The following is a 20,042-nucleotide window of genomic DNA, read 5'->3' as shown; positions in this document are numbered from 1 at the left end:
CCTGTGCTTCGGATAAAGACAGACCCACAGCCACCTCTCGAATCTGCGCGCGCCGAACGTCATGTGAGGTAGAGAATACGACCGGGTGATAAATATCACCCAATTTGATGACTGGGGTTACCAAATCAGAGTGCATGAAACTCGGCGTCGTCTCCGATACGCACGACAACCTCAACTACGTCGAAGCCGCCGTCTCGCACTTCGAAGCCGAAGCCGTGGAGGTGGTCGTCCACTGTGGCGACATCGTCTCTCCATTCTCGGCGACTCCGTTCGATTCGGACTTCGACTTCCACGCGATTCGCGGCAACAACGACGGGGAGTGGAAACTTCGTAACGTGGTCGAGTCGTTCGGGACGTACCACGACGACTTCGCGCACCTGACGCTCGACGGCGAGGAGATAGCCGTCTACCACGGAACCGAAGCGAAACTGGTCGAGGCGCTTCTCGATTCGGGGAACTACGACTACGTGCTCCGCGGGCACACCCACGATCGGGTCGTCGAAGACCGCGACGGCACGACACACATCAATCCCGGCGGTCTGCCCATTTCCGGTGCCGACGACTCGTTCCACGTCGCCGTCGTCGACCTCGGGACGGGTAGCGTGTCGTTCGAGCGACTCGGAGGCGACGCCTGAGAGCGGAAGAACGGACGGGTGGAAAACGAATCGAGTGGGAGCGGTCGAACGAGGGTGAAAAGAGGTTGGTGAAGGAACCGAGAAACTGAACAGGCGATTCGCCGATTAGTCGTCGGCGAACTCCGCGCGCGCCTGCTCAGAGAACCCAGAAGGGTCGCCGGAGATGCCGACGCCGAGCGTGCGGTCCGTGAGTTCCATGCTGTCCCGTTTGTCTTCGGTGTCGAACATCGCGCGGATGGCGTCGATGTTCTCCGGAATCACGTCGGACTCCTGGTGGATGGCCTGGAACAGGTAGAGGTCGCGGCCGTTGACGCCGATGGATTCGCCCCAGACGCAGTTCTCCCACATGTCGCCGCGCGGGCGACCCGCGTCGAGTGCGAAGTCCTTGAGCTTCCCCGCGCCGTCGATGCCGAGGCCTTCCGGAATGACGTAGACGCGGTCCTCGCCTTCGAGCAGTTGGCGGACGTGTGCGCCGGTCACGTCGTCTTCGAGCGTGACGTTGAGCGCGTGCACGTGCATCAGCGTCGCCGGGACTTTCAGTCCGAGCGTATCGATTTCGAGGTCGGGGAAAATGGTCTTCACGTCGGGACCGTGGTGGGACGGAACTTTGATCGGGTTCGGGAGAATGTCGTTTATCGGTCCGCGAGAGTTCTGTCCCGGGTCGCCGCCACGACGAACGAGCGTCGCACGTACCTTATCGACGCCGTACTCCTCTTCGAGCGGCGCGATGATGCGCGAGAGACCGGTCGTGTTACACGAGACGACACGGACGTAGTCGGCGTCGCGGGCCGCATCGAAGTTCGACCGCGCGTTGAAGCTCACGTCCGCCACGTCGGAGTCCTCGCCACCCTGGAAGATAGCGGGTGTGTGGTGTGTTTCGTACAGTTCGCGGTTTTGCGCGCCGATACCGGACGGCGTACAGTCCACGATGACGTCCGCCTCGGCAACGAGTTCGTCCACTTCGCCAGCGATGTCGATGCCGGCTTCGGCGAACAATGGAGAACGTTCTGGGATGGCGGCGTACATCGGGTACCCGCGTTCGACCGCGGTGTGTGCTTCGAAGTTGGGTTGCGTCTTGGCTACGCCGATGAGTTCCATATCGGGTTGCGCCTCGACTGCGTCTGCGACGCGCTTTCCGATCGTACCGTAGCCGTTGACACCCACTCGTATCATGAATGAAAAACAGCCATAGGCGACCATAGTTATTTCGATGGTTAATTGGTAGAAATTAACTCTAGAGCGAGTGAGTCGCTGGATTACCTCCAAAGCGAGTGAAGTCAAAAGCGGCGACGTAGCCCCGTCTATACGACGTGAAATCGAGCGGGGGCGTACAGATGGGAACGCCTAACCCGACGGGTGTCGCAAGGACCCACATGACAGCCGACGACTCCGACCTCCGCGCCGCCAGCGAGACGGCGGTCCATCAGTGTCTCGACTTACAAGCCGACGAATCGCTCCTCGTCGTCACCGACGACAAGCGCGAGCGTATCGGCGAAGCCCTCTACGAGGTCGCAAGCGAAGTGACAGACGACGCATCCATCATCCGCTACCAACCGGGGAACCAGCACGGCGAAGAGCCGCCCGAACCGGTCGCTGCCGCCATGGAATACTGTGACGCCTTCCTCGCACCGACGACGAAGAGTCTGAGTCACACTCGCGCCCGCGGTAACGCCTGCGACGCGGGCGCTCGCGGGGCCACGCTGCCCGGCATCACCGAAGAGGTGTTCGTCACCGGTCTGGACGCCGACTACGACACCATTTACGACCACAGTAAAGCGATGCTGGAGGCCGTCGGCGACGCCGACGAGGTGCGCGTCACCACCGAGAAAGGAACGGATATCACGTTCGTCCGCGGCGACCGCGAGTGGCTCGCCGACACCGGCGCGATTGCTGAATCCGGCTCGTTCTCCAACCTCCCGGCAGGTGAAATCTTCCTCAGCCCCGAATCCGCGACCGGAACCTACGTGGTCGACGGAACGATGATGCCCCACGAACTCCTCGATGAGGGTCAGGACCTCCGTTTCGAGGTCGAAGACGGCTACGTCACCGAGATTTCGGACGACGACATCCGCGAGCAGGTCGAAGCCGCGGCCGAGGAAGTCGGCCGAGACGCCTACAACCTCGCCGAAATCGGTATCGGAACCAACGTCGGCGTGACCGACCTCGTCGGCTCCGTCCTCCTCGACGAGAAGGCCGCCGGAACGGTCCACATCGCCATCGGCGACGACGCGGGCATCGGCGGCGACACCGACGCGCCGCTCCACCTCGACGGCATCATCCGCGACCCGACGGTCTACGCCGACGGCGAGGAAATCGAACTGCCGCAGCCGTAGGTCGCGGACCGCCGCGCTGTTTCTGACTCACTCGACGAGACACCGACCACGGACCGAGAACGCGCAGGATTCGTAGCACCGCAATTCGTCGCGCCCTGCGAGGTAGACTGCCCCATCGACGACCGCGAGCGAAGACGCCATCCCGTGCTCCAACGCCGGTGCCCGCCCGCGGACCTCCCCGTTGGCCGTATCGAGCGCGTAGAGGTAATACGGCGGCGAGCCGTCGTCCGACGAGTCCTCACTCGGCGGTTCGGCGAGCGCGTAGACCGTCGTGCCCGCGACGACTGGTGTCCAACTGAACGAAACGTGCGGTTCCGGCCCGAACGACCAGGCGAGCTCTCCGGTGTCGAGTCTACGAGCCGTGAGCATGGCGTTTGTACAGTAGTAGACGAGATCGTCGGCGACGGCGACTCCTGAATCGGTTCGTCGGCCCACAGATTTTTGCCAGCGTATCTCGCGGGTGTTTCGGTCCACGGCAGCGATAGATTCAGTTTCGTCCTCGCGGAGCGGGACGAGCAGTGTGTCGCCCGAAACCGTTACAGGGCCGTCGACGGGGAGCGAGACCGCCCAGTCTTCGACCCCCGTTTCGAGGTCGAGTACGACCAGTCCGGAGTCACCGTCGAAAAACGGCACGTAGACCGTTCCGTCGGCGGCCGAGAGCGTCCACGGTATCCGGCGGTCGTCGAAGCCCGCCCGCCACACGATGTCGCCGGTTTCGGCGTCCACGGCGACGACCGCCGCCGGTGGAGTTCGCTCCCCGTAGGTTGCCGTCACGACCAGTCCGCCGGAGACGATAGGCGGTGCAGCGAGTGGATGCGGTTCCCCTGTCGTCGGAACGGGATGCGTCCACAACAGTTCTCCGTCGGTCGAAAGCGCGTGAATCCCCTCGAAGGTCCGGGCGTAGATGCAGTCGTCGGAGACGGCATCGTCGAGCCCAGCTCGACGGGAAGCCGGAACGCTGCGCGTTCGGGTGACGACGAGGGAGTCGTGATGATACGCGTGCTTGTCGAAGTCGGTCGTCGAAACGGTCGTTTGCCACCGTTCCTCGCCGGTCGCCGCGTCGAACGCGGAGACGACAGTATCGTGTTGCGTGTCGCGCCCGCCGCGGGTGTGGAGATGATAGACTGTTTCGTCGGCGACGACTGGCGATGTCGGCGGGTAGCCCTCGAACACGTCGGCGCGCCACGAGACGTAGAGGTCCCCAGTCGGTCCAGTCGCCGGTGAGGAGCCGGTTTGGGCGTCGTCGTAGCCGCGCCGCGACCACGTTCCTTCGTAGGTGGGTCGGTCGTAGCTCACGCACCCGGCAGTGGATACGAGACCAGCGGCTCCGAGGGTTGCGAGAAACTGACGACGGGTCGTGCTGGACACGGCAGAGAACTTGGTCGCGCGAGGTGAAAAGCGTCTCATCTCGGTTACCCGAGGAGACAGTGGCCGAACGCGTCAGCGGCGCAGTCTTCGAGGCAGACGAGTCCATGTCTGCTGTCGAGATACATCGCACCATCTACGATGGCAGGTGTTGAGAACCACGAATTTGTATCGGGCCACGGGACGAGATGACCGCGTTCTGACCCTGTTTCGGGGTCGAGGACGAGGATAATCCTCCCGTACCCTTTCCGCTCGCCAAGGAACCGGCTGGCGGCAATATAGAGGGAATCACCTGCGATGACCGGCGTCGAATCGGCATTGATTACGATATCTTCGCTGGGACCGCCAACCTGCCACAGTACCTCCCCGGTATCAGTTCGTCGGGCCGTGAGTTCGCCGACGTGTGAGTGATAGAATCGGTCGCCGTTCACGACGATTTCCGCTTCGAACACGTCGGCGTCGTTTTGCCACTGAATTTCGGTCGTGTCTCGTGCGAACGCGACAAGAGCGAACGTCCGGGGACCACGCCGAACCGGTGTGATGACTAGGTTCTCGGTGAGTGTCACAGACGATACCGGCGACACGCTGTACTGTCGAATCGTTTCTCCGGTCGAGATATCGAGTTCCAAAAGGCGGCTGTTTTCGGCGGACAACGGGGCGAAGAACGTATCTCCGTTTCGCGTCAGTTGCCAAAAGTGGTCGTTCATCCCGAACTCGTGTGACCACACCACGTCGCCGGATTCACGGTCGAGAGCGTACAGTTGCTCCGGAACCGCTTTTCTCCACGTGCCATACGACCCCACGACGACGAGTTCGTCGGTGACGATGGGTGGTGTGCTGTCGGGGGCGAGGTGGCCCGTACCGAAATTTCGAAACGTCCAGAGGATTTCTCCATCCGTCGAGATGGCCTTGACACCGCCGTGAGTCTGAGCAAATAGTCGATCTCCATCGAGAACTGGCGGCCCCAGATGATAGAAGTAGTAATATTCGTCCGTTTCCCACAGTCGTGTCTCCCACCGCTTCTCCCCGTTCCCTGCGTCGAATTCGGCGAGCCACGTCCCGCCGGAATGTTCGTGGTTAGCCGTACGTGAATCGAGGTGGTAGACGCTTCCGTCGGCAACAACAGGCATCGTCGGAGAGGGCCCACCGCGTGTTTCACTGGACCACGCGATCTCTGTATTCCATCCCGGCCCGTCGGTGTCGGTAACGTAGGTGTTTGGCTCGCGCGGCCACCGCCCCTCGTGAGAGGGTCGGTCTACAGACACGCACCCGGCGGTCGATACAACACCGACCGACCCGAGCGCGGCGAGAAACTGACGGCGAGTCGGGGAGGGCATATCAAACACGTCGAATATCCAATACAAAAACGGAACGGACTCGATCCAACACCGAACCCCGCCACCGACTCCCACGCGCACGAGGAGAAAGGCGGCTTTTTACGGCCTGATGGGCTAACGACTGCTATGAGCCTACCCGACGCCGGCGAACGCGTCCCCCTCTCCTGTCCGTCGTGTTCGCCCGACGAACCCACCGTTCACGAGGTGCTGAAGCCCGGCGGTCACTCGACCGTCCGGTGTACCGAATGTGGCCAAGTCCACAAAGAGAAAGTCGAACTCCCCGACGAAATCGACATGAACGTCGTCGTCTCGCAGGACGGGTCGTCCGTCTCGACGGACGTCTCCGCCCCCGCCGAAGCGACCATCGCCCTCGGCGAGGAGTTCATCGTCGACACAGCCGAGGCGATTCAACTCGTCCGCATCACGGGCATCGAAGTCAGTGCCGAAGAGCGCGCCGAGGAAGCGATGGTGAAAGACACAAAGACCGTCTGGACCCGCGTGGTCGACAACGTCGGCGTGAACGTCACCATCCATCCGAAGGATGGCAAGCGTGAGGAGACCCGGAGCGTCACCGTCAACGTCCCCGGCGACTACGAGTTCGTCGTCGGCGAGACGGAGTCCTTCGGCGACGAAGAAGTGGAAATCGAAGGTCTCGTCGTCCGCTCGGACGCCCCCGAATACCGCCACGGTAAACTCGACCACCCCGGCGATATGGTGTACGCGAAGGATGCAAAGCGCGTCTACGCCCGCGACCAGACCTCGTCGGCGTGGTCCGCTTGGTAAATCGAGTACAGCACCACTCACCAACACGAAACGACCTTTCTTTTTGCACCCCGTCGGTGCGACCATGCCTACCCGCGACCGGTCACAGTCGTCGGTCGAATCGCTTGCGTTACTCTGGGCTGCCCGCGAGAGCGGCGTCATCGACGCACTCACGACCAGTGCCGGAACTGCCGAGACCGTTGCCGATATCGCCGGTATCGAACCGCGTGCGGCCCGCATCACCGTCGAAGCGCTAGCCTCGATGGGCTTCATCAAGCGCGTCGACGACGAGTACGAAATCACGAATCGCGCCCTCGGCTTTCTCGCCAAGCGCGACGTTCGCTCTATCGGTCGCCTCCCGCACGTACTCGACTCGTTCTCGTTGTACACCGAGTTGCCGGAGGCGATGGCGACCGGCGAGCCGCCAGCGTTCCCCGACGACTGGCTTCGAAACCGACTTGGCGCACACGACGCCACCGACGAGTCGGTCGTCCGGGCGTGCGTGACTGCCGCGGTCCGCGAGGCATCCAATGCGACCCGCGTCCTCGACCTCGCGGGCGCGTCGGGGGCCTTCGCCCGCGAGTTCCTCGCTCGCGGCCACGACGTAACGTTTCTAGACGACCCCGAGACGGTCGAGGTCGTCCGGCCGCTCCTCTCGCGCGCCGGTGTCGAACTCGTCGCAGGCGACCCGAGGGAGCCGCCGGTCTCCGGGTTCGACCTCGTGTTCGTCGGCGACGCGTTCGCGGGACGCGACCCTGCGGAGGCTGAATCGCTTGTCGCGGGCGCGTACGATGCTCTCGAACCCGGCACCGTGGCCGTCTTCGTCGACACGCTTCACGGGCGGTGTTCGACCGCAGCGACGACCCGACGCGCCGTCGACTCACTCGCCACTGGCTGCGGCGACCTGTACGGCGAGTCGGCGGTTCGTTCGTGGGTGGAATCTGCCGGATTCGACCGCCAAACGGTTCGAGACGTGCCCGGGACGGGCTTGCAGGCGGTCGTCGCCGAACGTGCGGTTGATTAGTGCCGAACCCGGAGTTTAACTATGGACTACTCGGTGCTGCGCGAAGACATGGTCGACGGGTTGGAGCACTCGCTCGGCCCGCTCCCCGAGGCTGTTGGCCTCGCGATGCGCAGTGTCCCGCGCCACGAGTTCGTCACCGACTCGCCGTATCAGAACCGCCCGACCGAACACCGCGAGACGAATACGACCATCCTCGCGCCGACGACAGTCGCCCGCCTGCTCTCTGCGCTCGACCCCGAACCGGACGACAACGTGCTCGTCGTCGGTGCGGGCGTCGGGTACACAGCCGCCGTCCTCGCCGAAATCGTCGGCGACTCCCGCGTTCACGCGGTGGACATCACGCGGAAGCTGGTCTACGAAGCCCGCGAAAACCTCCAGCGGGCGGGCTACGAAGGCGTTCTCGTGGACTGCCGAGACGGTGCGGAGGGGCTATCTGACTACGCACCGTTCGACCGCATTCTCGTCGAAGCCTCGGCGGTCAGGCCACCACGGCGGCTTCTCTCACAACTCGCCGACGGCGGCCGACTGGTCATGCCGAAAGGTGTCGGTGAGCAGACGCTCGTCGCTATCGAAGACGGTGAGGTGGCGGAGACATTCGGCCCACTCACGTTCAAGCCCTTGCTCGTCGATGGTGAACAGACCGGCAGCATCGTCCGAAATCGGACGCGCCGTGAAGACCCCGAGTACGAGGGCCGCAGCTGGCACGCCGGGCACGGGTGGGAACAAGACTGGATTGACTGGGAAGCGCGTCGCTGAACGTCGTCGAGTGCGCTGGCTCGGTCAGACTTTTCCTTCGAGGTAGCCGTACTTGAACCCCTGAATCGTAACCGCGACAGTCCAGATGGCGAGCGCGATGACCATCGCGGAAAACAGCACAGCGACGTCTTCGAATCCGGTCGTGACGAGATAGACGACGAGCGTGAGGGCGAGAAACCGGCCGAGTACGTCGTCTTCGTTGGGGAGGAGGAACGCGAGACGGGACATACCAACGATAGCACTGGCGGAGGAAAATAACTGCCCATCAACACATCCGGTACCTCGACACTCACGGCTCCTCACTGCTGAGAATGTCCTGTAACTGATTTACCCGTGCGTGTCATAGACATACATGGTGAATCAACCATGGAAATGAACGTTGGCGGCTACGACCGTATCGTACGCGCCATCCTCGGACCGGTGCTCATCATCGTCGGTGCTGCGGCCCTCGCGGGAGTCGTACCGGCAATGACAGGCACGCTCGGACTCGTCGTCGCGGGTGCGGCGCTGCTCGTCGGTGCAGTGCTCGCGGCGACCGCCGTGACGCAAAAGTGTCCGATGAACAAGGCACTCGGCATCAACACCTGCAAGGTACAGGCTGAAACCGAGACCGCGGGCGAGACCCGCGCGTAGCGAGTAGTTCCGAATTTTAGAACGGTATTTGTCGACGTCGAGACGTGAGTTCGAACGTTAAGACTTGAGTCCGCTCCCCGTCAGCGGCACAACCACGTCGTCGTCCATGGTGAGGACGCCCGACAGTCGGAGTTCGCGGAGCGCCGCGGGTGCGACGGCGCACGTCGGTTCGGTGTAGAATCCGTGACGGTGGAGTCTGTCGAGTTCGTCTTCGACCGCATCGGCCGAGAGCGCGATTGCGTCGCCGCCCGTCTCGTCGAGCGCCTCGTGAATCTCCGTTTCGCGGACGGGGTTCCGAATCTGGATGCCGTCGGCCACGTCGTTCGTCTCGGTGGTCGTGTGGTGCCGAGCGTCGGCAATAGGGGAGTATCCTGCGGCCTGCGCGCCGTATAGTTCGGGAATCCGGTCAATCCAGCCGGCCTCGTAGAGGTCGCGGAAGCCGCGATACGCCCCGAGAAAGAGCGTCCCGTGGCCCAGTGGCGTGACGACAGCGTCGGGTGCTGTCCAGTCCCGCTGGGCGGCGATTTCGTAGGCGACAGTTGCCGTCCCCGCGAAGAATGCCGGGTTCCACGCGTGACTTGCATACCACGCATTGCCCTCTTCGACTGCCTCGACGCAGGCGTCGGTTACGTCCTGTCGAGTACCTTCGATTCGAACCGGCTTCGCCCCGGCGCGTTCGATGGCACGGACTTTTGCGGGCTTGACCGACGCGGGAACGTAAATCTCCGCGTCGATACCGGCGCGGGCGGCGTAGGTTGCGATGGCGGCCCCCGCATTGCCCGAGGAATCTTCGACGATTCGCTCGACGCCGAGTTCCGACGCGACGGAGAGAGTCGTCGTCGCGCCGCGGTCCTTGAACGACCCGGTGGGGAAGACGTACTCCAGTTTGAACGAGGCTTCCCACTCCGAGGCGTCCACGAGCGGAGTCATCCCCTCGCCGAGAGTGGCCTGTGGAGTCGGCGGGAGAAAGTCGTCGAACGCCCAGAGACCGCGACGGTAGTCGAGGTCGGCGTCGTCGGGCGTCGGAGACGTGGGGGTCGGGGTAGAATCGAAGTCGAGCGGTGCGCCGCAGGAACACCGCCAGCGCCACTCATCGAAGGTCGAACCGCACGAATCACACGCGAGTCGAAGCCGGGACGGAAGATTGGAGGGGGCGGTCATAGTGTTCGGGATGGGAATTGAGAGGGGGCAGTCATGATGGACTTCAGTACGTATCGAGGTCGATACCGACAGAACAGACGTATTCGCCGGAGGCGACCTGCGGGAGTCGGCGAGCGCGCCAGAAGATACCGTCGTGGTCGGCGGTGACGCGGGCTTTGAGCGAGCCGAACACGTCAGTCACTTCGAAGACCACGTCCCCGGTCGAAACTCGCTCGCCGAGGTCGCGCTTGAACCGGACGAGACCGCCGACGGGCGACCCGTACTGGTCGAAGCCCCGGGCGCGGGTCTGGGCTTCGAGTTCGACGTCGCCGTCGACGAAGCCGTAGCCGCGGAGGACGTTGTGAACGCCTTGGACGCCCTTCTGGATGCTCTCTTCGTCCCAGCCGACGCACCCGCCGAGTTCGGGGTCGATGGTCGGAATCCCGGCGTCCGGGCCGGCGCGGGCGAGTTGGCCGTCCGGTCCCTTCTGGTCGAGCACGTAGCCGCACCCGAAGGTCTTGGCGAGTCGGAGGCACTTCGCGTGCATCCGGTGGTGGCGACCACAGCGGACGCGAACCTCGTTTATCATCTGGCTCGTCGACCCCTGGTGGAGGTCCAAGATGAGGTCCGCTCGCCGGGCGGCGTCGAACGTCGCGGCGGCGATTCGCTCCGAGGATGTCCCGCGTTCGTCGCCCGGGTACGCACGGTTCATCTTCGTGTCGTCGATGGGGTTTCGGTGCTGTGCCACCTGGAAGGCGTGGTAGTTGACGATGCCGACGATGAGAATCGTGCCGGAAATATCGGCGGGGTCGAGCTGCGGAACGACGCGCTGGATGACACCGACGCCGTTGAGTTCGTCACCGTCCGAGGCGGCCTGCATATAGAGCGTCTTTCCGGGAGACGCACCGTTGATGACGGCGACGGGCAGGCCGACAGTCCCGCCGTCGCGGGACTCACCCACCTCGAGGCGGCCAATGTCCATCTCCCCGGGGGCCGCGCTCGCCGTTCCCAAGGTAATCATAACGCGAAACTCGGAGCCATTTCCCTTTAGGGGTTCGGTCCGGCAATACTCGGTGGGAAAAAGCGGTGCCGCTTTGGTCTCGCGGTCGTAACTGGCGGTTGTGACAGACGACGTTCCCGAGCGACCGCCGGCGGGGGGACTCGTACAGGCACTCGACGTGCCGCGAAACGCCGCTATCGGTGCGCTCGCAGGCCTCGCGTTGGCCGCTACTGCCTACCTCTTTCGGGTCCTCGAACTGTTCGGTCCGTTTGCCGGAACCCGCGAGTACCCCGTTCTCGGTCCGGAAGGCTGGTTCCTCATCCTCGCGTTCGTCCTCGCATCTGCGACCGCGCTCCTCGTCGCGACGGTGCTGACGCTCATCTCGGCGTATCGACTGAGTCGGACGGTCTAATTCGGCAGTTCAGACGCAATCTCGTAGGTTACTCGTCGAACTCACGTTCGTCACCGAGGAGTTCGCCCAGCCGTTCGGCCCCGGCGCGCGTTCCCTTGGCGATGATGAGGTCGCCGCCGTGGAGACGTGTTTCCGACCCCGGAGAGACGACCCACCGTCGGCCGCCAGCGCGGCGGACTGCGATGACTCGCATCCCGGTTTCGGTCTTGACGCGACGGTCGCCGAGCGTCGCCTCCGCGAGGGTGCTCTGGGGGGCGACTCGCAGGCGGATGATGACTTCGTCTGATTCCTTGACGGCGGCGGCGACGACGGGGTGTGCGTCGATGCCGCGGAGGACGCCCTCGGCGATTTCGAGAGCGGCGTCGCTTATTATCTCCGTCGCGCTCGCGAGTTGGACGAGACCGCGGAGCGAAACGGGGTCTTCGACGCGGCTCGCCGCGCGGAGCGTCCACGCTTCGAACCGTGACTTGAGCGCGTCAACCTCCGCTTCGAGTTCTTCTACCTCCTCGGCGACGCCCTCACTGTCGAACAGGACCGCGCCATAGGCGAGGTCGACGGCGAGTTCGCTCATGTCCTTCATCAGGACGATGGTGTCGACGGCGCGTTCGAGGTCTTCTATCGTCGGCTCTGCCACGTCAGGAGGGTTGTATTGGATACCAGTCGCGGCCTCGTGAACGGTTTGGAGACCTTCGTCGCGTCCGCGGAGGAGGAGTACGTCGCCCGCATGGAGGGTCGTCTCGAAGTCAGGGTTCGTCACCCACTCGCCAGCGCGGTGGATGGCAACGACGCGGACGCCCGTCTCGGTTTCCATGTTGATATCGCCGAGAGTTCGTGCCGCGTAGGGTGAATCGTCGGTGAGTTCGCAGCGAATCGTCGTCTCGACGGCCTCCGGAAGTGCGGCGCGGATGGCGTCGGGAAGACCGATATCCTCGATGACGACCTTCGCGATGTCGCCCGCGGCGTCGGAAATCTTCTCCGCCGCGCCGACGACCCCGAGGACGGGTGCGAGTTCTTCGGCGTCTTCGGGGCTGCGCGCGGCCATCATCAGGCTCATACGCGCCTGCAGTTGCAGGATGTCCATCCGCTCTTCGAGGTCGAGCACCTCGGCCGCGAGTTCGTCGTTCGCGTGGAGGACCGACGAGTACGAGAGGTCGATGAGTAACTCCGCAGTGTCTTTCATCTCGGCGAGGACCGCCTTCACGCTGACGGGCTCGTACTCGATGTCCTCCGGATTCATGCGCCCGCCTTCACGACGTGAGGGCAAAAGGTTTGTCAGGAATATCGGTGCCACCGTCTCTCAATTGTGCTACGGTTCCCAGCTATATGACCCCGCGGGTGGGTTGAACGCGCAAAACTACGGGCGAGCACGGACAAACCGCGGACGAACACGGACAAACAGCGGACGAACACGGACAAATTGCGAACGAATGCGGATGAACACGAACGGGTCGCAACCGCGGTCTGGTATAAGTGGATCGAAATGACGACAATTGTCGAACAGTGGTTTAGGCTCGGTGGATGTTCAAAATCGCCAGACAGCGCTACTATGGTATGTGTATGACGGTCGATAACATATGGGGTAAAACGATAACGCTTTTTTGATATGGTAAGCAACCCTTTGGGTATGTCAGGCGAACTGAAGCGGGGGCTGGAAGGTGTGCTGGTCACCGAATCGGAACTGAGCTTCATCGACGGCGACGCGGGACAACTTATCTATCGGGGCTACGATATCGAAGACCTCGCTCGCGATGCGAGCTACGAGGAAGTGTTGTACCTCCTGTGGCACGGCGAACTTCCGAATCGTACGCAACTCGACGAGTTCTCCGACGAACTGGCAGCCCACCGCGACATCGGCGACGGAATCCTCGACGTGGCACGCGAACTCGCCGAACAGGACGAATCGCCGATGGCTGCGCTTCGAACGCTCGTTTCCGCGATGTCGGCGTACGACGAAAACGCCGACTTCGAGGACGTGACCGACCGCGAGGTCAACCTCGAGAAAGCAAAGCGCATCACGGCGAAGATGCCGTCGGTGCTCGCGGCCTACGCTCGGTTCCGGCGCGGTGACGACTACGTCGCGCCGAACGACGACCTGAATCACGCCGCGAATTTCCTCTACATGCTCAACGGCGAAGAGCCGAACGAGGTGCTGGCGGAGACGTTCGACATGGCGCTCGTGCTACACGCCGACCACGGACTAAACGCGTCGACGTTCTCCGCGATGGTCACGTCGTCCACCCTCTCGGACATGTACAGCGCGGTCACGTCCGCAATCGGGACGCTCTCCGGGTCGCTTCACGGCGGCGCGAACGCGAACGTCATGCGGATGCTCAAGGATGTCGACGACAGCGACATGGACCCCGTCGACTGGGTCGAAGACGCACTCGACCGCGGCGAGCGCGTCGCCGGATTCGGCCACCGCGTCTACAACGTCAAGGACCCCCGCGCGAAGATTCTCGGCCAGAAGTCCGAGGCACTCGGCGAGGCCGCAGGCGACATGAAGTGGTACGAGATGTCGGTCGCAATCGAGGAGTACATCAGCGAGGAGAAGGGTCTCGCACCGAACGTGGACTTCTACTCCGCATCGACGTACTACCAGATGGATATCCCCATCGACCTTTACACACCCATCTTCGCCGTCTCGCGTAGCGGCGGATGGATTGCGCACATCCTCGAACAGTACGACGACAACCGGCTCATCCGCCCGCGCGCTCGGTACACCGGGGACAAAGACCTCGACTTCCCGACGCTCGACGAGCGGTAACAAGGCTGGACAACGGGGCACGGACTCTTTTTCAGGTACTACTGAAGAGCGGCGCGTCCAGTACCTGACACTCCGCGAGTCGTCGTCTTTGGACGGTTATGGGTTCTCTCTCGGTTGCTTTGTCCGACGCGGAGTTCGAGTGTCGGAGGTGTTGTACGGCTCTGACGTCCGCATCTCGACTACGACAGCACCACCCACACATCGCGGTGGGTATCGCATCGTGCGTCGCCGACGTGATGGGGACGACATACGAATGACGAGCGTCAGACGCATTCCTCATGTCGCCGCCGTCTTGCGATTTTACTTTCACTCCGGGTGGGGGACGTTTATATACTCACAGGTCAGTAGACAACATGCACGTCACACGCGTGCATTCCCCCTTTCCCCCTTTCCTACGTCGACAGCGGTTGCGCTCTGTCGCCAACGTCGTCACGAGAGCCACCCCGATGGAGACTGTGCGGAGTGACATCACGAGACCGAAGCAAGCAAATCCCGAACGATTAAACACCAACCCCATCGATTTCCGACCATGCTCTCTCTCGCCGATATTCACGCCGCTCGCGAACGCGTCGAAACTGTTGCTCGGTGGACATCTCTTGAGTACTCCCACACATTTTCCGACATCACAGGTGCCGAAGTGCACCTCAAACTCGAAAACTCACAGCGGACGGGGTCGTTCAAGATTCGCGGTGCGACGAACCGCATCACGACGCTTTCCGAGGAAGAAAAGGACGCAGGTGTGGTGACCGCAAGCGCTGGAAACCATGCACAGGGGGTCGCACTCGCGGCGACGCGCGCGGGCGTCGATTCGAAAATCGTGATGCCCGAGCACGCGCCAATCTCGAAGGTGAAAGCCACGGAGCGGTACGGCGGTAACGTCGTTCTCCACGGTACCGACTACGACGAGGCCCAAGCGAAGGCTCACGAAATCGAGGAGGAAGAAGGACGAACGTACGTCCACGCCTTCGACGACGAGTACGTGATGGCCGGACAGGGGACCATCGGACTCGAAATCCTCGAAGACTGTCCCGACCTCGACACGGTCGTTGTCCCCATCGGCGGCGGCGGTCTCATCTCCGGTATCGCAACGGCCATCAAGGAACAACACCCGGACGTGCGTGTCATCGGCGTGCAGGCCGAAGAGGCGTCGAGTGCCGCCGACTCGCTCGACAAAGGGTCGATTCAGACGCTCGACGAAGCCGACACCATCGCGGACGGTATCGCAGTCCGTCAAATCGGGGGCAAGACGTTCGAGGTCATCCAAGAGCACGTCGACGAGGTCGTCACCGTCTCCGACGAGGAAATCGCGGTCGCGCTCACGTACCTCCTCGAACGCTCGAAGACGCTCGTCGAGGGCGCAGGTGCCGTGGCGCTTGCCGCACTCGTCTTCGAGAAATTCGACTACGAAGCCGACGAGGTCATCGTCCCGACGCTGTCCGGCGGGAACATCGACATGAACACGCTGACGACCGTGCTGATGCGCGGTCTCGTCGAGACCGGACGGTATCTCAAGGTTCGGACCGAACTCAAGGACCGCCCCGGGTCGCTCGAACAACTCATCGAAATCATCGCCGAGAAGAAGGCGAACATCTACGCGGTCCGCCACGACCGCACCTCCAGAAAGATTGCACTGAACGCGACCGAAGTCGAACTCGACCTCGAAATGCGCGGGTCCGAGCACGTTGAAGAGCTTCTCTCCGCTCTTCGCGACGAGGGATACGAAGTCGAAGTACTCGACTAACTTCGCCAATCGGTCGTCGTCCTGACACCCTTCTTTGCTGTTCGATTATGTAAAATTCGCCAGCCTCAAGCCTTCTACGATGATTTTCAGATTCTGGGAAGCACGACTGCATTAACACCCCCTGCATACAGAGGTATTTTTACGGGCACCCTATTGCCAGCCGGTAGTCCGCCCCGCGGTCCACCCACCCCCAACTATGCTCGACCCAGTCATCGCCAGTCGGCTGCAGTTCGCGCTCACCACTATCGTCCACATCATCTTCCCCGTGATGAGCATGGGTCTCGCACCCTTCCTCATCTACTTCACGTGGAAGGATATTCGCACTGACGACCCGGTGTACGAACAGCTCAGGCGGTTCTGGACGAAGATTTTCGCCATCTCCTTCGTCGTCGGGACGGTGACCGGAATCGTTCTCGAATTCGAGTTCGGGACGAACTTCGCCGCGTTTTCGACCGCCGCGGGCGAGTTGTTCGGCGGCCCGCTGGCTACCGAAGGGATGATGGCGTTCATGCTGGAAGCGACGTTCCTCGGGGTGTTCGTCTTCGGCCGCGAGAAGGTCTCGGACGCCCTCTACATGGTTTCGGCCGTCGCCGTCGGTCTCGGAACGTGGCTTTCTGCGGTCTGGATTCTCGTCGCCAACTCGTGGATGCAGACTCCCCGCGGATTCGAACTCGTGCGCGAGAGCGACCAACTCGTCATCTCGCTCGTCGACCCCATCGCGGCCTACGCTAACCCGCGGTTCCCGTGGATGTTCGTCCACATGCAGAACGCCGCGGTCCTCTCGGTCGCGCTGTTCATGGCCGGCGTCGCAGCGTACCACATCTGGCAGCGCGGCATCGACGCAGAGGACAACCAACAGAGCGCGCGATTCTGGCGGAAGACGCTGAAAATCGCGCTCGTCGTGCTCCTCGTGACCGCGCCGTTCCAAGCGATTCACGGCGACGCCTACGGTCGCCACGTCTACGAGACACAACCGCAGAAGTTCGCCGCCATGGAGGCCGTCTGGGAGACAGACAGCTACGTTCCGGAGTACCTCTTCGCCGTCCCGACCAGCCTCGAACACATCACCGACCCGCGCGCTAAGGAACTGCTTGGTATCGGTATTCCCGGCGGCGCGTCGTGGTTGGCCAGCGGCGGCAATCCGCAGGCCGAGATTACCGGCTTGAACGAATTCGAGACGGAGGCTCCGCCGGTCGCCATCGTCTTCTGGTCGTTCCGTCTCATGGTCGCCGCCGGCTTCTGGTTCATCCTGCTCGCCTTCTGGGCGGCGTATCGCTGGTGGACCGACGAGTTGTACGACGACGACCTGTTGCACAAGGCGTTCGTCGGCTCGTCGCTCCTCGGTATCTTCGCCGTCGAAGTCGGCTGGATCGTCACCGAGGTCGGCCGCCAGCCGTGGGTCATTCAAGGTGTATTGAAGACCCAAGACGGCGTCTCACCGGGACTGACCGGCTTCGAGGCGACCCTCACGCTCGTCGGGTTCGTCTTCGTGTACACCGGCCTGCTCGGACTGTACACCTACGTCATCCGGCGCATCATCCGCGAGGGACCGCCATCTGTCGATGGGACCAGTCCCACCGAGACTGCGACACCGTCGGGGGTGAGCGGCGATGACTGACTACGGCGCGTTCGCCACCGACCCGCTTTTCGGCCTTCCGCTCGAAGAGCTATGGTTCGGTCTGGTGTTTTTCATCCTCGGGATGTTTCTGTTCCTCGACGGCTTCGACTTCGGCGTCGGGGCGCTGTTTGCGACCCGCGACGACGAAGACGAACGCGAGACGCTCTTGGCCGCTATCGGACCGTTCTGGGACGGTAACGAGGTGTGGCTCGTCGTCTTCGGCGGGGCGCTTTTCGCCGCGTTTCCGGCCGTGTACGCCAACCTCTTCAGTCGTCACTATCTGCTCATGTTCGCCATCCTCGGGGCGCTCATCCTCCGCGGACTCGCTCCCGAGATGTACGAACAGCGCCACGACGAGGCGTGGCAGACGTGGTGGGGCCGGTCCTTCGTCGTCGGCAGCGTGAGCGCGCCGTTCTTCATCGGTGTGTTCGCCGCGCACTGGCTTCTCGGAATCAGCTCGTTAGTGTCGCTGCCGGGCGTCGTCGTCGGTCTCGCGGTCGTCGCACTCACCATCGTCGCGGGCGTCGGCTTCCTCGGAATGAAGACGCGCGGCGCACTCCAGCGCGACGTGGTCGAATACGGCCCGAAAGCGATGGCCGCCTACCTTGCGCTCGTTGTCGTCACTCTCGGCTACCTCGTCGTCTTGCGTCCGGACCTCGGCGTCATCGCGCCGATTCCACTGGCACTCGTCGTTATCACGCTCGTCTCGGCTGGCGGGTACCTCGTTACGCTCCGAGAAGAGCGGTACACGCTCGCGTTCGGGACCGTTCCCGTCCTCGTGTTCGCGTTCGTCGCGCTCGTGGCGGTGCTCATGTTCCCGATGGCCGACCCTGCAGTCGGGTTGACCGTCTCGGACGCGATTATCTCGATACTCCCGCTGAACATTATGAGCATCGCGGCTGCGCTGTTGTTGCCGCTCGTGTTCTCCTACTTCGGCATCCTGTATTCGACCTTCAGAGGTCCCATCGAAACGGGTGAATCGTACTCCTGAACGCACATAGAATCGCTCACACTCCATCAACCAACCCTACAGGCACACATACACGCTACCAACCAACCCTACAGGCACACATACACGCTACCAACCAACCCTACAGGCACACATCAACCATGGTCACACTCCCTTCCACCGAACCCACCCTCGAATCGTTCACGAACCCACTCACGCTCCTCGGCCTCTTCTTGGTCGCACTGAGTGTCGTCGTCGCCGGCGTCGCGCTTCGTGAAGGCGACGTTGTCACCGCCCTCGGAATGGGGTTACTCCTCACTTCAGGCGTGTTTACGACGGGTATTGGGCTATCCGGGAAGTCTATCTAAAGTCGACGACCGCTCGGACGTTCCCGCGTAATTTATCATGTCGTGGCGAAACGTGCCGCGTATGAAGCGCGTCATCGAGACAGACGAAGCGCCGGCCGCAGTCGGTGCGTACAGTCAGGCAACGACCAACGGTTCGCTCCTCATCACGGCGGGACAGATTCCCATGACGCCGGAGGGCGAACTCCTCGACGACGAGGACATCGCCACGCAGACCAAGCAGTCCCTCGACAACGTGATGGCCATCCTCGACGAGGCCGGCGCGGACGCGGGCGACGTGATGAAGACGACCGTCTTCCTCAACGATATCGACGACTTCGACGAGATGAACGAGACGTACGCGACGTACTTCGACGACGAGCCGCCGGCCCGTTCGGCCGTCGAAGCCGGAAACCTTCCGAAGGGCGTCGGCGTCGAAATCGAAGCTATCGCCGTCGTTCCGGAGGAGTGAGTCCTCGGGGTCGGTCCGCGCTCGCGTGGGGTGCCGTGAGTTTCCTCCTCATCGGCGTCCTTGCACAGGGTGCGGCCCTCCTCGGACTCGGTATCGAAGCGTCGGTTGGGGCGGTCGCCGCGGTGGCGGTCGTTGCCGGCGTCGCCGTCGCGGCCATGACATACGTCATCGAACCGCGAATCGAACGGAAAGGAAGGGCTTAAATTATCCAGGCGGGAACGTTGCGTTGTAAGCCAGGATGGCCGAGCGGTAAGGCGCACGCCTGGAAAGCGTGTTCCCTCTGGGATCGGGGGTTCAAATCCCTCTCCTGGCGCTTCTTCCGAACTCAACTCACATAGCAGCGCGTCTCGTCGCGCTGCGGACGGCGAGTTCGGTCATGCGCCGACTGAGGGGGTTTGAACCAGGGAGCGAGCGACAGCGAGCGCCGAGGTTCACGCGAACGAAGTGAGCGTGAGTACGTGAGTCGCGGACCTCTCTCAGCGTTCAAATCTTCTCCAAACACTTCTCCAAGCCACAAATCGCGGCTCCAGTAACAGAGCGGCAACCAAAACGCCCGCCGAAGCCGTCCTTATACGCACCCCAGAAACCTAACTCCACCCCTTGGTTTTCCACGGTCGGGAACCTTCGGCGGGACCTATTCCCGCCCCGTCGAACGTACTACTGCGGTGTGACTGCCACCCCAACTGTTTCGCACCCCCCGCTGGGGTTCCCACCCTGTGGCAGTGCCTGTATCAACATTCCGGACAAAACATTCATC

21 protein-coding genes and 1 tRNA gene are annotated in these 20,042 nt (G+C 62.7%); 15 read left to right on the top strand and 7 right to left on the bottom strand.

Annotated features, from left to right (window positions below):
• Window positions 1-134 precede the first annotated feature (134 nt).
• A complete protein-coding gene (locus HFX_RS02165) occupies window positions 135-635 on the top strand; it encodes a metallophosphoesterase (protein ID WP_004057945.1) in 501 nt (166 codons plus the stop codon).
• A gap of 105 nt (window positions 636-740) precedes the next feature.
• On the opposite strand, the gene HFX_RS02160 is transcribed toward HFX_RS02165, so the two are convergent.
• Entirely contained in the window at window positions 741-1,808 is a 1,068-nt protein-coding gene (locus tag HFX_RS02160; RefSeq protein WP_049917441.1) for a type II glyceraldehyde-3-phosphate dehydrogenase, read from the bottom strand.
• Window positions 1,809-2,008: 200 nt separating this feature from the next.
• Here HFX_RS02160 and HFX_RS02155 point away from each other — a divergent pair, with 200 nt between their 5' ends.
• Window positions 2,009-2,968: an aminopeptidase gene (locus HFX_RS02155; protein WP_004057948.1), complete on the top strand. Its 960-nt coding sequence runs from the start codon at window positions 2,009-2,011 to the stop codon at window positions 2,966-2,968.
• A 27-nt stretch (window positions 2,969-2,995) separates the two neighbouring features.
• Here HFX_RS02155 and HFX_RS02150 read toward each other — a convergent pair whose 3' ends face one another.
• Both HFX_RS02150 and HFX_RS02145 read right to left on the bottom strand, forming a co-directional pair.
• Window positions 2,996-4,336, bottom strand: a complete 1,341-nt coding sequence (locus HFX_RS02150; RefSeq protein WP_231512928.1) for an outer membrane protein assembly factor BamB family protein — start codon at window positions 4,334-4,336, stop codon at window positions 2,996-2,998.
• A gap of 44 nt (window positions 4,337-4,380) precedes the next feature.
• Entirely contained in the window at window positions 4,381-5,670 is a 1,290-nt protein-coding gene (locus HFX_RS02145) for a PQQ-binding-like beta-propeller repeat protein (RefSeq protein ID WP_004057953.1), read from the bottom strand.
• A gap of 126 nt (window positions 5,671-5,796) precedes the next feature.
• Here HFX_RS02145 and HFX_RS02140 point away from each other — a divergent pair, with 126 nt between their 5' ends.
• The 3 genes from HFX_RS02140 to HFX_RS02130 all read left to right on the top strand — a co-directional run bounded on the left by HFX_RS02140 (window position 5,797) and on the right by HFX_RS02130 (window position 8,212).
• Window positions 5,797-6,453, top strand: coding sequence for an HVO_0476 family zinc finger protein (locus tag HFX_RS02140; RefSeq protein ID WP_004057955.1), 657 nt, complete (start codon window positions 5,797-5,799; stop codon window positions 6,451-6,453).
• 64 nt (window positions 6,454-6,517) lie between these two features.
• Complete coding sequence (locus HFX_RS02135) at window positions 6,518-7,456, top strand: class I SAM-dependent methyltransferase (RefSeq protein WP_049917442.1); 939 nt, start codon at window positions 6,518-6,520, stop codon at window positions 7,454-7,456.
• 21 nt (window positions 7,457-7,477) lie between these two features.
• A complete protein-coding gene (locus HFX_RS02130; protein ID WP_004057965.1) occupies window positions 7,478-8,212 on the top strand; it encodes a protein-L-isoaspartate O-methyltransferase family protein in 735 nt (244 codons plus the stop codon).
• Window positions 8,213-8,236: 24 nt separating this feature from the next.
• Here the strand turns inward: HFX_RS02130 and HFX_RS02125 are convergent, their stop codons facing one another.
• Complete coding sequence (locus tag HFX_RS02125; protein ID WP_004057967.1) at window positions 8,237-8,440, bottom strand: hypothetical protein; 204 nt, start codon at window positions 8,438-8,440, stop codon at window positions 8,237-8,239.
• 138 nt (window positions 8,441-8,578) lie between these two features.
• Between HFX_RS02125 and HFX_RS02120 the strand changes: the two genes are divergently transcribed.
• Complete coding sequence (locus HFX_RS02120; protein WP_004057969.1) at window positions 8,579-8,845, top strand: YgaP family membrane protein; 267 nt, start codon at window positions 8,579-8,581, stop codon at window positions 8,843-8,845.
• Between the two features lie 57 nt (window positions 8,846-8,902).
• On the opposite strand, the gene HFX_RS02115 is transcribed toward HFX_RS02120, so the two are convergent.
• Window positions 8,903-10,006 carry a pyridoxal-phosphate dependent enzyme gene (locus tag HFX_RS02115; protein ID WP_004057971.1) on the bottom strand — a complete coding sequence of 368 codons (1,104 nt, stop codon included), beginning with the start codon at window positions 10,004-10,006 and terminating at the stop codon, window positions 8,903-8,905.
• 43 nt (window positions 10,007-10,049) lie between these two features.
• Entirely contained in the window at window positions 10,050-11,006 is a 957-nt protein-coding gene (locus HFX_RS02110) for a succinylglutamate desuccinylase/aspartoacylase family protein (protein ID WP_004057972.1), read from the bottom strand.
• 100 nt (window positions 11,007-11,106) lie between these two features.
• Between HFX_RS02110 and HFX_RS02105 the strand changes: the two genes are divergently transcribed.
• Window positions 11,107-11,397: a DUF7536 family protein gene (locus tag HFX_RS02105; protein ID WP_004057979.1), complete on the top strand. Its 291-nt coding sequence runs from the start codon at window positions 11,107-11,109 to the stop codon at window positions 11,395-11,397.
• Window positions 11,398-11,425: 28 nt separating this feature from the next.
• Here HFX_RS02105 and HFX_RS02100 read toward each other — a convergent pair whose 3' ends face one another.
• The gene (locus HFX_RS02100; protein WP_004057980.1) at window positions 11,426-12,634 is read right to left on the bottom strand and encodes a potassium channel family protein; all 1,209 of its coding nucleotides are present in this window, start codon (window positions 12,632-12,634) and stop codon (window positions 11,426-11,428) included.
• 387 nt (window positions 12,635-13,021) lie between these two features.
• Between HFX_RS02100 and citZ the strand changes: the two genes are divergently transcribed.
• The 8 genes from citZ to HFX_RS02060 all read left to right on the top strand — a co-directional run bounded on the left by citZ (window position 13,022) and on the right by HFX_RS02060 (window position 19,598).
• A complete protein-coding gene (gene citZ, locus HFX_RS02095; RefSeq protein WP_004057981.1) occupies window positions 13,022-14,161 on the top strand; it encodes a citrate synthase in 1,140 nt (379 codons plus the stop codon).
• Between the two features lie 529 nt (window positions 14,162-14,690).
• Window positions 14,691-15,902: a threonine ammonia-lyase gene (gene ilvA / locus HFX_RS02090; protein ID WP_004057982.1), complete on the top strand. Its 1,212-nt coding sequence runs from the start codon at window positions 14,691-14,693 to the stop codon at window positions 15,900-15,902.
• Window positions 15,903-16,098: 196 nt separating this feature from the next.
• The gene (locus HFX_RS02085; RefSeq protein WP_004057983.1) at window positions 16,099-17,520 is read left to right on the top strand and encodes a cytochrome ubiquinol oxidase subunit I; all 1,422 of its coding nucleotides are present in this window, start codon (window positions 16,099-16,101) and stop codon (window positions 17,518-17,520) included.
• The gene (locus HFX_RS02080) at window positions 17,513-18,511 is read left to right on the top strand and encodes a cytochrome d ubiquinol oxidase subunit II (RefSeq protein WP_004057985.1); all 999 of its coding nucleotides are present in this window, start codon (window positions 17,513-17,515) and stop codon (window positions 18,509-18,511) included. The genes HFX_RS02085 and HFX_RS02080 overlap by 8 nt, the downstream gene beginning before the upstream one ends.
• Window positions 18,512-18,630: 119 nt before the next feature.
• Window positions 18,631-18,837 (top strand): hypothetical protein, encoded by a 207-nt coding sequence (locus tag HFX_RS02075; protein WP_004057987.1) that lies wholly within the window; start codon window positions 18,631-18,633, stop codon window positions 18,835-18,837.
• A gap of 61 nt (window positions 18,838-18,898) precedes the next feature.
• On the top strand, window positions 18,899-19,285 hold the full coding sequence (locus tag HFX_RS02070; RefSeq protein WP_004057989.1) for a Rid family detoxifying hydrolase: 387 nt from the start codon (window positions 18,899-18,901) through the stop codon (window positions 19,283-19,285).
• Window positions 19,282-19,488 (top strand): hypothetical protein, encoded by a 207-nt coding sequence (locus HFX_RS02065; protein ID WP_004057991.1) that lies wholly within the window; start codon window positions 19,282-19,284, stop codon window positions 19,486-19,488. The genes HFX_RS02070 and HFX_RS02065 overlap by 4 nt, the downstream gene beginning before the upstream one ends.
• A gap of 29 nt (window positions 19,489-19,517) precedes the next feature.
• Window positions 19,518-19,598: transfer RNA gene (locus HFX_RS02060), tRNA-Ser, on the top strand.
• Window positions 19,599-20,042: the final 444 nt, after the last annotated feature.

The organism is Haloferax mediterranei ATCC 33500 (genome assembly GCF_000306765.2).
Lineage (GTDB): Archaea > Halobacteriota > Halobacteria > Halobacteriales > Haloferacaceae > Haloferax > Haloferax mediterranei.
This window is presented reverse-complemented; position numbering and strand designations above follow the sequence as displayed.

Excerpts from the sequence above, each read along its gene's own strand:
- HFX_RS02165 (WP_004057945.1), top strand. The coding sequence starts at position 135 with ATGAAACTCGGCGTCGTCTCCGATACGCACGACAACCTCAACTACGTC.
- HFX_RS02160 (WP_049917441.1), bottom strand. The coding sequence starts at position 1,808 with ATGATACGAGTGGGTGTCAACGGCTACGGTACGATCGGAAAGCGCGTC.
- HFX_RS02155 (WP_004057948.1), top strand. The coding sequence starts at position 2,009 with ATGACAGCCGACGACTCCGACCTCCGCGCCGCCAGCGAGACGGCGGTC.
- HFX_RS02145 (WP_004057953.1), bottom strand. The coding sequence starts at position 5,670 with ATGCCCTCCCCGACTCGCCGTCAGTTTCTCGCCGCGCTCGGGTCGGTC.
- HFX_RS02140 (WP_004057955.1), top strand. The coding sequence starts at position 5,797 with ATGAGCCTACCCGACGCCGGCGAACGCGTCCCCCTCTCCTGTCCGTCG.
- HFX_RS02135 (WP_049917442.1), top strand. The coding sequence starts at position 6,518 with ATGCCTACCCGCGACCGGTCACAGTCGTCGGTCGAATCGCTTGCGTTA.
- HFX_RS02130 (WP_004057965.1), top strand. The coding sequence starts at position 7,478 with ATGGACTACTCGGTGCTGCGCGAAGACATGGTCGACGGGTTGGAGCAC.
- HFX_RS02125 (WP_004057967.1), bottom strand. The coding sequence starts at position 8,440 with ATGTCCCGTCTCGCGTTCCTCCTCCCCAACGAAGACGACGTACTCGGC.
- HFX_RS02120 (WP_004057969.1), top strand. The coding sequence starts at position 8,579 with ATGGAAATGAACGTTGGCGGCTACGACCGTATCGTACGCGCCATCCTC.
- HFX_RS02115 (WP_004057971.1), bottom strand. The coding sequence starts at position 10,006 with ATGACCGCCCCCTCCAATCTTCCGTCCCGGCTTCGACTCGCGTGTGAT.
- HFX_RS02110 (WP_004057972.1), bottom strand. The coding sequence starts at position 11,006 with ATGATTACCTTGGGAACGGCGAGCGCGGCCCCCGGGGAGATGGACATT.
- HFX_RS02100 (WP_004057980.1), bottom strand. The coding sequence starts at position 12,634 with ATGAATCCGGAGGACATCGAGTACGAGCCCGTCAGCGTGAAGGCGGTC.
- citZ (WP_004057981.1), top strand. The coding sequence starts at position 13,022 with ATGTCAGGCGAACTGAAGCGGGGGCTGGAAGGTGTGCTGGTCACCGAA.
- ilvA (WP_004057982.1), top strand. The coding sequence starts at position 14,691 with ATGCTCTCTCTCGCCGATATTCACGCCGCTCGCGAACGCGTCGAAACT.
- HFX_RS02085 (WP_004057983.1), top strand. The coding sequence starts at position 16,099 with ATGCTCGACCCAGTCATCGCCAGTCGGCTGCAGTTCGCGCTCACCACT.
- HFX_RS02080 (WP_004057985.1), top strand. The coding sequence starts at position 17,513 with ATGACTGACTACGGCGCGTTCGCCACCGACCCGCTTTTCGGCCTTCCG.
- HFX_RS02075 (WP_004057987.1), top strand. The coding sequence starts at position 18,631 with ATGGTCACACTCCCTTCCACCGAACCCACCCTCGAATCGTTCACGAAC.
- HFX_RS02070 (WP_004057989.1), top strand. The coding sequence starts at position 18,899 with ATGAAGCGCGTCATCGAGACAGACGAAGCGCCGGCCGCAGTCGGTGCG.